Source organism: Zobellella iuensis, from assembly GCF_016746085.1.
Lineage (GTDB): Bacteria > Pseudomonadota > Gammaproteobacteria > Enterobacterales > Aeromonadaceae > Oceanimonas > Oceanimonas iuensis.
Map to the genome: position 1 here is coordinate 18,174 of NZ_JAERTZ010000002.1, position 11,919 is coordinate 30,092.

Genomic DNA, 11,919 nt, shown 5'->3' on the forward strand with positions numbered 1-11,919 from the left:
TTCAATCAGGCCGTCTTGGTGGTGCCGTTCTTGGGCGCCGGGCGCAGACCGGCGGTTTCCATCTGTTCCCGTTCTTCGGTCAGCAGGCGCAGGGCTTCCTCGGGGCTGACCTTGTTGGCCGGGGTGAGCAGGCTGATCACCGTTCCGGACAGGGCCGCCACCAGCACCGAGGGGATGCAGGGGTTGCCCCAGTAGGCGTTCCAGTCGGCATTGAGGATCACCGCGAAGGCGGCGACGGAGGCGCCGACCAGGGTGGCGATGGCTCCCTGCCAGTTGTAGCGCCGCCAGTAGCGGCCGAGCAGGGCGCAGACGAACATGCCCGACATCACGGTGGAGATCATCCGGGTGATGTAGGTGATGATGTCGTTGGAGGTCAGGGCAAAGGCCAGCGCCAGGCCGATCACCGCGATCAGGGCGATGCGGGAATAGGCGATGGTTTTTTCCTCCGCCGGCATGCGGCCGGTCACCAGTATGTAGAGATCGCGCAGCATGATCGACACTCCGGCGATGGCGTCCGAGCTGGCGGAGGACATGGTGGCCGACAGGCCGGCGATCAGCACCACCAGGGCCAGGCCGGCGGGCAACACGGTGGCGGCCACGAAGGGGAAGGCGAAGTTGTTGTTGTCCAGCCCCGGATCGATGACGTGGGCGGCCATGCCGATGATGGCGGGCAGGGCGGCGAAGAACAGGTAGAGCACCCCGGAGATCACGAAGGAACGGCGCACCGTGCCCACGTCCTTGCCGGAATAGATGCGCTGGCGGAAGGAGGGCGTGGCCAGCACGCCCACCCCGACCACCACGGCCAGCGACAGGGCGGGCAGCGCGCCCAGCTTGTCCACCGCGAAGGGCGTCAGCACGGCGGGATCCAGGCCCTGGTGGAGGTTGTCCCAGCCGCCGATATAATGCACGGCGCCCAGGGCCATCAGGATAAAGCCGAAAAACAGCACCACCGCCTGAATGGTGTCGGTCCAGACCACGGCGGTGTAGCCGCCGATCACCACATAGATGGTGAAGGCCAGGGCGATAAACAGCTTGGCCACCGTCATGTCGATGCCCGTGGCCCAGGACAGGTACAGGCTGCCGCCCAGGATATGGGCGCCGAGCCAGCCGATGCAGGCCACGAAGATCAGCACCCCCACCAGGTTCTTGACCAGCCGGTTGGCGCCCACGTAGTAGGACAGCTCCTCGCTCATGGTCATGAAGCGCAGCTTGCGCACCGGGGCGAACCACCAGGCGGTGAGCAGTATGCCGACGGCGCCGCCGATGCCGTAAAGCATGCCGGCCCAGCCGTTGGCATAGCCGAAGCCCACGGCGCCCATGCTGGAGCCGGTGCCCACCATGGTGGCGACCGTGGTGCCCAGGGTGAGGAAAAGGGGGAGGGAGCGGCCGCCGAGCAGGAAGTCGGTGCCGGTTCGGTGCCGGCGGGAAACCCGCCAGCCCAGCCAGATCATGAAGATAACGTAGGCAATGAAGCCGCCCAGAAACAGTGTACTGTCCATAACACACCTTTTATAATTGCGTCGCTAAAACATTTGATTGATTTGGGCACCGCTCGTCGGTGCCGCTTTTTTATCCGGCGGCACCCGGCCGCCATCCGCCTTATTGGGGCGTCTTGTAACAGGTCAGATCCACTTCCACCTTGCAGTCCACCACCAGGTCGGCCACGGCGCAGATGCGGGCGGGGGGATGCTCGCCGAAGTACTCGCGGAACACCTTGTTGAAGGAGGTGAAGTAGCGGGCATCGGTGAGGATCACCTTGACGTGGACGACGTGCTCCAGGCCGTAACCGGCATCGCGCATGATCTCCAGGCAGTTCTCGATGGCCAGCCGCGACTGCGACACGATGCCGCCCTCGACCACCTCGCCGTCCTTCATCGGGGTCTGGCCCGACACATACAGCCAGCCGCCGGCTTCCACCGCCCGGGCGAAGGGCAGGTGCTGCCCGCCGGTGCCGGTGCCGCCTTCGATACCGTAACGCTTGATACTCATTGCTGTTCTCCTCGATGGTGTTTGGGATAAAGGAAACGACCCCGCCGCTCGCCGGTGGCCTGGCCCTGGCGGTAGCAGGGGCGGCCGTTGACCAGCACCAGTTCGATGCCGGGGGCCGGGGTGCAGGGGCGTTCAAAGGTGGCGCCGTCCCGGATCCGTTCGGCATCGAACAGCACCAGATCGGCGAAATAACCGGGCCGGACCAGGCCGCGGTCCACCAGCCCGAAACGGCGGGCGGACAGGCCGGTCATCTTGTGCACCGCCTCGCTCAGGGAAAACAGCCGCTGCTCCCGGCAATAGTGGCCCAGCACCCGGGGAAAGGCGCCCCACAGGCGGGGATGCGGGTGCGGATCATTGGGCAGGCCGTCGGAGCCGACCATGGTCAGGGGGTGGGCGAGCACCCGGCGCACGTCCTCTTCCGCCATGCAGTGGTACACGGCGCCGGCGGGCATCAGCCGCTCCGCCGCCTGCAGCAGGGGCAGCTCCCACCCGGCCGCGATCTCGGCCAGGGGTCGGCCGGCCAGCTCCGGATGGGGCTCCGACCAGGTGATGAAAATCTCGAAATCGGCGGTGACCTGTTTCAGATCCAGGGTCGAGGAGCTGGCGGCGTAGGGATAACAGTCGCAGCCCACCTCCTGATGCCGGGCCGCCTGCTCCAAAGCCGCCAGGGTCTGCACCGTCCGGCCCCAATTGCCGGCGCCGGCGCACTTGAGGTGGGAGATGACCACGGGCACCCGGCCATGGCGGCCGGTGGCGAAGGCTTCTTCCATCGCCTCCAGTATGCCTTCGAACTCGGTGCGCAAATGGGTGGTGTAGAGGGCGCCGTGGGCGGACAGCTCCTCCACCAGGGCCATCACTTCCTCGCTGGGCGCCGCGTTGGCACTGGCGTAGGCGAGGCCGGAGCTCAGCCCCAGGGCGCCCTGCTCCAGGGCCTGGCGCAGCTGGGCGCGCATGGCGGCGATCTCCGCCGGGCGGGCCGGGCGGAACAGGTCGTCCATCTGGTTCTGGCGCAGGGCGGTGTGGCCGACCAGGGCGGCCACGTTGACCGCCGGCCGGGCCCGGTTGACCGCCGCTATGTAGTGGCCCAGGGTGGGGTAGCGGAAATCTTCCCGCTGGCCCAGCAGGTTCATGGGATCGGGCGGGTTGCCCTTCAGGGTCACGGGCGCGGCGCTGATGCCGCAGTTGCCGACGATCACCGTGGTCACCCCCTGGCTCAGCTTGGGCAGCATCCCGGGGGTGCGGATGACATTGGTGTCGTCGTGGGTGTGCACGTCGATAAAGCCCGGTGCCAGCACCAGCCCCCGGCCGTCTATCCGCTGCTCGGCCTCGCCCGGCAGCCGTTCGCCAACGGCGGCGATGCGCTCGCCCTGGACGGCCACATCGGCAGTCCGGGGCGGGGCGCCGGTGCCGTCTACCAGCGTGGCCTGGGTGAAGATGATGTCGTAGTGCATAACCGTCCTTTTCCTTTGTTCCGGCTCAGTCGCCGAGGGGTTGTCTGTCGGTGCCGCCCCGGTGGGCATCCAGGGTCAGCTTGAGTCGCCGCAGCTGATCCCGCACCTGGCGCTTGTGGCCCAAGGCCAGTTCGGTGGCCAGCACATCGAGCAGCGCCATCATGGCGTAGCGCGAAGCGGTGGGCTTGTAGATAAAGTCCGTTTCCTGGGTGACCAGCCCCAGGGTCAGGTCGGCCACCTTGGCCAGGGGCGAGCCCTTGGGGGTGATGGCGATGACCTTGGCCCCGTAATGCCTGGCGATGTCCGCCGACTCCACCACCTCGGGGGTAAAGCCGGTCAGCGACAGGGCGACGAACACGTCCTTGGCCGATACCGAGGAAGCCACCATGCGGCAGAGCAGGCCGTCGTTGTAGCTGCTCACCACGAAGCCCAGCCGGAACAGGCGATACTGCAGCTCCTGGGCCATGATGGTGGAGCCGCCGCCCATGCCCACCACCAGGGTCTGGCGGGCCTGGCTCAGCCAGCTCACCGCCTGCTTGATGGCCGTTTCATCCACCACCTTGCGGTTGAGCTCCAGCACATTCTTGATGCCTTCATAGATGCCGTTGATGCCGTCCAGATCCGGCGCCTCGTGGATAAAGCGCTGGCCCACCGCCAGGGACTGGGCCAGGCGCACCTTGAGATCCCGTACGTCCCGGCAGTCCACCGCCTTGGCGAAGCGGGTGATGGTGGCCTGGCTGACCCCGGCTTCCCGGGCCAGTTCGCCGATGCTGGCCCGGGAGGCGGCGGCGATGTCATCCAGCATCAGCTGGGCCACCCGCTTCTCGGCCTCGCTCAGTTCCGGAAATTTTTCGGTGATGCGGGACACTATGTCTATCTCGTACGTCATCTTGAACCTCGTCAAAATTATTGGTTTTTTTGCTTTCCAAAACAGTGAAAATGCGCACAATTGCATGGGTTGATTATGATATTTTGTACCAAGTTTTCATATATCAATTTTAAATTTAATTTAAAAACAATAACTTAATTTGTGTTACTTTTTTTAGTTTAATTATCAATCAGAGGTTTTTGGTTATGAAGTATCAAGATGAACGGCTCGGTCGACACAAGGGCGGCGTGCCTTGCGCACGGGGCGACGGGGGTTACCAGGTGCTGGAGGAAGACGCCTGTCTGCCCCTGGCGATGATCAAGCTGTCTGCCCTGGAGCAGAACCTGGCCTGGATGCAGCGCTTTATGGCCAGCCAGGGCATGGCCTTCGCCCCGCACGGCAAAACCACCATGAGCCCGGACCTGTTCCGGCGGCAGCTGGCGGCGGGCGCCTGGGGCATGACGGTGGCCACCCCCCAGCAGGCCTGGGTCGCCCGGGAGGCCGGAGCCGAAAGGATACTGATGGCGAACCAGCTGGTGGGGAAAGCCAATATGGCGCTGGTGGCCGAGCTGCTGGAGACCGGAGTCGACTTCTACTGCTGTGTCGACAGTGCCGCCAATGCCGTCCGGCTGTCCGAATTCTTCGCCGGGCGCGGGCAACGGCTGCGGGTGCTGGTGGAGCTGGGGGTGCCGGGCGGGCGCTGCGGCTGCCGCTCCCTGGACGATGCCAAGGCGCTGAGCGAGCGGATCCTGGCGCTGCCGGGCCTGGAATTGGCCGGGGTCGAGTTTTACGAAGGGGTGATCGGCGGTGAGCAGGCGGAGCCGCGGATCCTGGCGCTGGTGGCGGAGGCGGTCGGGCTGCTCGGCTACCAAGCCGAGCGCAGCCCCCGGCCCCTGCTGATCACCGGTGCCGGCTCGGCCTGGTACGATCTGGTGGCCAAGGGGCTGGATGCCGCCAAACTGCCGGCAGGCGCCCTGCCGCTGCTGCGCCCGGGCTGCTACCTGACCCACGATCTGGGCATCTATGCCGAGGCCCAGCAAGGGGTGATGGCACGCAGTCCGGCGGCCTGCGAGCTGGGCGGCGATCTGGTGTCGGCCCTGGAGCTGGCCGCCTATGTGCAGTCGCTACCCGAGCCGGGCCAGGCGGTGCTGGGCTTCGGCAAGCGCGACGTGGCCTTCGACGCCGGCCTGCCCGTTCCCCTGGCCCACTATCGGGACGGCCGCCGGCTGGGAGAGGCGCTGGCCGGTTGGCGGGTGGAGAAGGTGATGGATCAGCACGCCTTTATGACCTTGCCGGCCGATACCGAGGTGCAGGTGGGGGATGTGGTGCTGTTTGGAACCTCACACCCCTGCCTGACTTTCGACAAGTGGCGCCGGCTGGCGCTGGTGGATGACGATTACCGGATCCTGGAATCCATAGAAACGCGATTCTGACCCCCTCCACTCCGGGCGGTGGGGAGACCGCCGCCCGGCTTTTCAACTGGCCAGCAACTGTGCCACTTCCCCGAACCGCTGCCGCTCCAGGGCGCCGAAGCCGGGCTTGCCCCTGGCCTTGAGCCGGTTGAGCAGGGGCGTGCTGATGCCGCACAGGAAGCAGGCCAGGCTGTGGGCGCTGAGCGGGGTGCCATCCTCCTGCTGCAGCGCCCGGCACCACTGCTCCAGTTGTGCCGGTGTGGGCAGGGGCGGCAACGCCGGGGCCGGCAGCCGGGCGGGCCGGCCGGCGCACACCGAGCAGTGGCCGCAACGGACCGGGGCCTGGTGATCGGCGAAATAGCCGGCCAGGCGCCGGCTCAGGCAGTCGTCGCTCTCGAAGAAGTCGATCATCTCCTCCAGCCGGCTGAGCTCGCTGCGCTCCTTCTGCCGGAAGAGGGCATGCAGCCGCGCGGCTTCCGCCTCCGGATCGAAGCCGGATTGCAGCACCCGGTACACCTCGATCATCTGCTTGCTTTCCAGGCTGATCCAGCCCTGCTGATGCAGGTAGTCGAGGGCGCGGATCACTCGCTGCCGCTCGCCGCCGGCGCGCTGCCAGATGGCCTCGAAATTCACCTGGCACCAGCTGCGGGCCTGGGGCGAGCCGTCGAATACCTGCCGCAGAAAGGCCTGGCGCTCGCCCTGGAAGGCGGCGAGGATCTCCTCGCGCGGCCTGAGGAACTTGAAACGATAGTCGGCGAAATAGCTGTATTGCGGCTCGATAATGCCGTCCAGCTCCAGGTACACCAGCAGCGTCTTGAGCGGCAGCAGGCGGATGTTGGTGGCGTTGGAGAGCCGCAGCGGCATCAGCTCCCACTGGGGGCCGGCCTGCTGTAGCTCACCGAGCAGGGCGCGGATGGCGGCGGGCTCGGGGGTGTCGCCGTAGACGAAGTTTTCCAGCACATTGAGCCCGGCCCGGTTGCCCAGCAGGGTGCAGGTGGAGGGGTTGCCATCGCGCCCGGCCCGGCCGATCTCCTGGCTGTAGTTCTCGATGGACTTGGGCAGATCGTAGTGGATCACCCGACGGATATCGGCCTTGTCCACCCCCATGCCGAAGGCGATGGTGGCGACGATGCAGGGAACCCGCCCCTGCATGAAATCCTGCTGCAGCTGCTTGCGCAGCTCCTGCTCCAGGCCGGCGTGGTAGGCCCGGGCGGGGATGCCGGCCGCCGTCAGGCGCTCGGCCAGCTGTTCGGCGCTGTGCTGCAGGGTCACGTAGACGATGGTGGGCGAGCGGGGCTCTGCCGCCAGCAACTGCTGCAAGGCGGCGGCCTTGTCCGGCTCGTCCACCGGCAGCACCTGCAACTGCAGGTTGGGCCGGTAGAAGCCGGTGATCACCACATTTTCCTGAGGGATGGCGAACTTTTGCTGCATATCCTCGATAACCCTGGGGGTGGCGGTGGCGGTGAGCAACAGCACCTGGGGAATGGCGAGCTGCTGGCGGTACTGGGGCAGCTTGAGGTAGTCGGGGCGGAAGTTGTGGCCCCATTCGGAGATGCAGTGGGCCTCGTCCACCACCAGCAGCGACAGCGGCACCCGGCCGATAAACTGGCGGAAGCGCTCGTTCTTCAGCCGCTCCACCGAGATCATCAGGATCTTGATGCGGCCCTCGCTCACCTCCTGCATCACCCGCCGGGCCTCTTCCCAGCCCTGGCTGGAGTCGATGCTGGCGGCGGGAATGTTCAGCCGGCGCAGAAAGGCCAGCTGATCCTGCATCAGCGCCAGCAGGGGCGAGATCACCAGGGTCAGGTGCGGCAGCAGCAGCGCCGGCAACTGGTAGCACAGCGACTTGCCCGAGCCGGTGGGGAAGATGGCCGCCGCCGACCGGCCGGCCAGCAGCTGCTCTATCACCTGCTGCTGGCCCGGGCGCAGCGAGGAAAAACCAAAGGTCTGTTGCAGGGTATGGTGCAGGTTCATCGAAAGCGGCCTGGGTCGGGAATAATGGCCTAGTGTGGCGAGCCGGGCCGGCCGGCGCAAGCCGCGGCGGGAATTTCACCCGAATGGGGGAATAAAACAGGGGAGACCAGGCTCCCCAAGCGAGTGAACCGGACTGATAAGGTTTACTCGATCACTTCGTAGGGCAGGCCGACATAGTTTTCGGCGATGGTCTTGCGGCCGGCTTCGGAGCCGACGTAATAATCGAGCTCGGTCTGCAGCATGCGTTGGGTAAAGGCGTCGTTATCCTCGAATTGGTGCAGCATGCCGGTCATCCACCAGGAGAAGCGTTCCGCCTTCCAGATCCGGCGCAGGCAGATCTCTGAATACCGCGTCAGCAAGTCGGTACGGCCTTCCCGGTACACCTTGACCAGGATACGGTACAGGGTGTTGACGTCGCTGGCGGCCAGGTTCAGTCCCTTGGCGCCGGTGGGCGGCACTATGTGGGCGGCATCGCCCAGCAGGAACAGTTTGCCGTACTGCATGGGCTCCACCACGAAACTGCGCAGCGGCGCTATGCTTTTTTCGATGGAAGGGCCGGTCACCAGCTTGTCGGCCTGCTCGGCTGGCAGGCGCCGTTTCAGCTCGCTCCAGAAGCGTTCATCGGACCAGTCCTCTATCCTTTCGTCCGCCGCTACCTGCACATAGTAGCGGGTCCGGGTGGGCGAGCGCATGCTGCACAGGGCGAAGCCTCTTTCGTGGCGGGCGTAGATCAACTCGTCATGCACCGGCGGGGTATCCGCCAGTATCCCCAGCCAGCCGAAAGGATAAACCCGTTCGAATTCGGTGAGCACCTCCGCCGGAATCGACTGGCGGGACACGCCGTGAAAGCCGTCGCAACCGGCGATATAGTCGCAGTCCAGGCGTACCCTTTCACCGTCTTTCTCAAAGGTGACATAGGGCCTGTCGGTGTTCATGTCGTGGGGCTGGACATGCTCCGCCTGGTAAAGGGTCCGGGCTCCGCAAGCCTGGCGCGCCGCCATCAGATCCCGGGTCACCTCGGTTTGGCCGTAGACCATCACCGTTTTGCCGTCGGTCAGCTCCTTCAGGTTGATATGCACCAGCCGGCCGTCGATGGCCAGTTCGAAGCCGTCGTGGACCAGTCCTTCCGCCACCATTCGCTCGCCGACACCGGCTTCATGCAGCAGCTCCACCATGCCCTGCTCCAGTACCCCGGCGCGGATCCGGCCCAATACATAGTCCGGCGTCTGGCGTTCGAGAATAATGTTGTCGATGCCGGCCTTGTGCAGCAACTGGCCCAGCAACAAGCCGGACGGACCGGCCCCGATAATGGCTACTTGAGTTTTCATTTTTCCTCCCTGTCCGACCCCTGTCGGTGATTCCTGGTGTTGTTGAATTGTATTTTTCGTTATTTTTTTATCGATAAACAGGGACTATTTGTGAATATAATTGGACTTTATTAAATACCGGGAGGGGCGATGGACAGCGGGGTACCTATCTTCAAACTCTATGGCGAGCAGCGTCCCTGGTTGACGCCTGATCTGCTGCACTACGAGTCCATCGCCCAGCGCAGCAGCCTGCACGACTGGGAAATCAAGCCGCACCGGCACGGCGATCTGTACCAGTTCCTCTATGTGCAGCAGGGCGAAGCCCAGCTGCACATAGAGGACACCATGAGTTCGGTGCAAGGGGGAGTGGTGCAGTGGGTACCGCCACTCTGCGTGCATGGGTTCCGGTTTTCCCGGGATGTGGAGGGGAGTGTACTGACCCTGGCTTCACCGGTGATCAGCCGTTTTGAGCAGGCGCTGGGCATGCCGCCGGCGTTCGGCAAGGCATTCAGGCTATCGGCGGGGGAAGACAAGCGCCATCTCGACACCATCTTTGCCGCCCTGGCCCAGGAGTATGCTCACGAAGCGCCGGGGCGGGAGCTGGTGCTGGGGGCCTGGGTCAACCTGCTGCTGACCTGGCTGCAGCGGCAATGCATGGCGCAACAGGCCGTGGCATCGGCTCCCGCTCGTGGTCACCAGCATTTTTCCCGCTTTTCCCTGCTGGTGGAGCGACATTTTCGTGAGCAGTGGCCGGTACAAAAATACGCCGGTCAATTGGGTATTTCCGTGGTGCGGCTCAACGCCCTGTGTCACCAGCTGGGCAATCAGACTGCCCTGCAGTTTATTCATCAGCGCTTGTTGCTGGAGGCCAAGCGCAACCTGATTTACACCGCCATGACCATGGCCCAGATCTCCGACAGCCTGGGCTTCAGCGAGCCGGCCTATTTCTCCCGTTTTTTCCGGCGTATGCACGGTTGCTCACCGAATGCATTCCGGCAGGCCGGCGTGGCCCAGCTGTCGACGGGGCCGAAGCGGGGGCCGGACAGCGATCGGGAGGGATGATGCCCAGCCCAAGCCCTGGGCCTAAATCAGCCCCAGGGCCAGCACCGGGAAGGCGATGAGCAGCAGCAACCGGACCAGGTCCGACAGCACGAAGGGGAGGACGCCCTTGTAAATCTGCCCTATCGGCACCTCGGGGGACACGCTCTTGATCACGAACACGTTCATGCCCACCGGCGGTGTCATCAGGCCCAGCTCCACGGTGATCACCGCCACTATGCCGAACCACACCGGATCGAAGCCGGCACTCAGGATCAGCGGCATCACCACCGGCACCGTCAGCAGCAGCATGGCGATGCTATCCATCACGCAGCCGAGCAGGACGAACAGCAGCAACACCGCGAACAGCACCGCATAGGGCGGCATGTTGAGCTGGTTGACCAGATCCACCAGGTAGAAGGAGATGCGCGACACCGACAGGAAGTAGCCGAAGATCTCGGCACCGACGATCATGAAGAAGATCATCGCCGACAGCGCCAGGGTTTCCGATACCGCGGCCACAAAGCCCTGCCAGCGCATGCCCCGCAGCAGGGCGATGACCAGGGTGATGAAGGCGCCGATGGCGGCGGCTTCGGTGGGGGTGAACAGGCCGCTGTAGATGCCGCCGATGATCAGCGCGAACACCAGCATAAACGGCAGGAAGCCTTTCATGTCCGCGAGCTTCTGCCGCCAGCGGGTGGCGGTGCCGGCCTGGGCCAGGTGCGGGTAGCGGTACACCAGCAGGGCGATGGTGGCGCAGTAGAGCAGCAGCCCCAGCAGGCCCGGGATCAGCCCGGCGATAAACATCTCGCCCACCGACTGTTCGGTGATCAGCGCATAGAGCAGCAGCGCTATGCTGGGCGGAATGATGATGCCGAGGGTGCCGCCGGCGGCCAGGGTGCCGGTGGCCAGGGAGTCGGCATAGCCGTGCTTGCGCATCTCCGGCAGCGCCACCCGCGACATGCTGGCGGCGGTGGCCACCGAGGAGCCGGAGATGGCGGAGAAGGTGCCGCAGGCCGACATGGCGGCGATGGCCATGCCGCCGCGCCAGCCGCCGAACAGCGAACGGGCGGCGGTGAACAGCTCCTGGGACATGCGTGCGTGGGAGGCCAGCACCCCCATCAGCAGGAACATGGGGATGGGGCTGAAACTGTAGTTGCTGAGGGTTTCGAAGGGGCCGGCCTCGAGCAGGGCGAAGGCCGGCTCGAAGGCGACAATAAGACCGAAACCGACCAGGCCGGTGAGGGCCATGGCCAGGGCCACCGGGCAACGCAGGGCGATCATCACCAACATGCCCGCCAGGCAGAGCAGTCCGAGTACCGAGGGATTCATGAATGGGCCTCCTGGGCGGCGTCGGGGCGCGGCGCCGGGCCGAGCAGCAGGTTGAGGCCGCCGAGCAGCCCCCGCACCGCCAGCATGGCCAGCGCCAGGGCGGCGACGTAGTAGATGCCGGCCATGGGCAGCAGCAGATCCTGGGTCAGCTCGCCGTTGAGCGAGGCGGCACGGGCCGCCTCGAAAAAGCGCCAGCAGAAGGCGCCGCCCAAAAAGCCGAAGCAGAGGGTGTAGGCGCCGGTAAAGAAGCGCAGCCGGCGTTCATCCATCTGCTGGGTGAACAGATCCACCACTATCTGGCCCTTGTCCACGGCGTGAGGAAAGGCGAACAGCATGGCGAACAGCAGGCTGAACTTGACCAGCTCTATGCCGCCCTTGAAGGTCAGATCCAGGCCGCCATCGGTGGCGGCGAACAGGGCGCGGGCGGCCACGTCGGCCACCACGCACAGCATCATAAACACCACCAGGGCCCCGCTGAGCTGGTACATCCCCAGCGCCAGCCGGTCGGCGGTCGTCGTTAACCATCGCATCATGTCACTTCCCCGGTG

Annotated in this window: 10 protein-coding genes; 2 read left to right on the forward strand and 8 right to left on the reverse strand. The window is 65.2% G+C overall.

Annotated elements, in window-relative coordinates:
- Positions 1-5 precede the first annotated feature (5 nt).
- The 4 genes from JKV55_RS00605 to JKV55_RS00620 form a co-directional block, all read right to left on the reverse strand.
- Complete coding sequence (locus JKV55_RS00605) at positions 6-1,499, reverse strand: sodium:solute symporter family protein (protein ID WP_202081808.1); 1,494 nt, start codon at positions 1,497-1,499, stop codon at positions 6-8.
- Between the two features lie 100 nt (positions 1,500-1,599).
- Positions 1,600-1,989 carry a RidA family protein gene (locus JKV55_RS00610; RefSeq protein WP_202081809.1) on the reverse strand — a complete coding sequence of 130 codons (390 nt, stop codon included), beginning with the start codon at positions 1,987-1,989 and terminating at the stop codon, positions 1,600-1,602.
- Positions 1,986-3,440 carry an N-acyl-D-amino-acid deacylase family protein gene (locus JKV55_RS00615; RefSeq protein ID WP_202081810.1) on the reverse strand — a complete coding sequence of 485 codons (1,455 nt, stop codon included), beginning with the start codon at positions 3,438-3,440 and terminating at the stop codon, positions 1,986-1,988. The genes JKV55_RS00610 and JKV55_RS00615 overlap by 4 nt, the downstream gene beginning before the upstream one ends.
- Positions 3,441-3,465: 25 nt before the next feature.
- Positions 3,466-4,329, reverse strand: a complete 864-nt coding sequence (locus JKV55_RS00620; protein WP_202081811.1) for a MurR/RpiR family transcriptional regulator — start codon at positions 4,327-4,329, stop codon at positions 3,466-3,468.
- A gap of 185 nt (positions 4,330-4,514) precedes the next feature.
- Here JKV55_RS00620 and JKV55_RS00625 point away from each other — a divergent pair, with 185 nt between their 5' ends.
- Positions 4,515-5,741, forward strand: coding sequence for an amino acid deaminase (locus tag JKV55_RS00625; protein ID WP_202081812.1), 1,227 nt, complete (start codon positions 4,515-4,517; stop codon positions 5,739-5,741).
- 42 nt (positions 5,742-5,783) lie between these two features.
- Here the strand turns inward: JKV55_RS00625 and JKV55_RS00630 are convergent, their stop codons facing one another.
- Positions 5,784-7,694 (reverse strand): RecQ family ATP-dependent DNA helicase, encoded by a 1,911-nt coding sequence (locus JKV55_RS00630; RefSeq protein ID WP_202081813.1) that lies wholly within the window; start codon positions 7,692-7,694, stop codon positions 5,784-5,786.
- A gap of 143 nt (positions 7,695-7,837) precedes the next feature.
- Entirely contained in the window at positions 7,838-9,022 is a 1,185-nt protein-coding gene (gene pobA, locus JKV55_RS00635; RefSeq protein WP_202081814.1) for a 4-hydroxybenzoate 3-monooxygenase, read from the reverse strand.
- A gap of 129 nt (positions 9,023-9,151) precedes the next feature.
- Between pobA and JKV55_RS00640 the strand changes: the two genes are divergently transcribed.
- On the forward strand, positions 9,152-10,063 hold the full coding sequence (locus JKV55_RS00640) for a helix-turn-helix domain-containing protein (RefSeq protein ID WP_202081815.1): 912 nt from the start codon (positions 9,152-9,154) through the stop codon (positions 10,061-10,063).
- A 21-nt stretch (positions 10,064-10,084) separates the two neighbouring features.
- On the opposite strand, the gene JKV55_RS00645 is transcribed toward JKV55_RS00640, so the two are convergent.
- Entirely contained in the window at positions 10,085-11,371 is a 1,287-nt protein-coding gene (locus JKV55_RS00645) for a TRAP transporter large permease (RefSeq protein WP_202081816.1), read from the reverse strand.
- The gene (locus tag JKV55_RS00650; protein ID WP_202081817.1) at positions 11,368-11,904 is read right to left on the reverse strand and encodes a TRAP transporter small permease; all 537 of its coding nucleotides are present in this window, start codon (positions 11,902-11,904) and stop codon (positions 11,368-11,370) included. The genes JKV55_RS00645 and JKV55_RS00650 overlap by 4 nt, the downstream gene beginning before the upstream one ends.
- Positions 11,905-11,919: the final 15 nt, after the last annotated feature.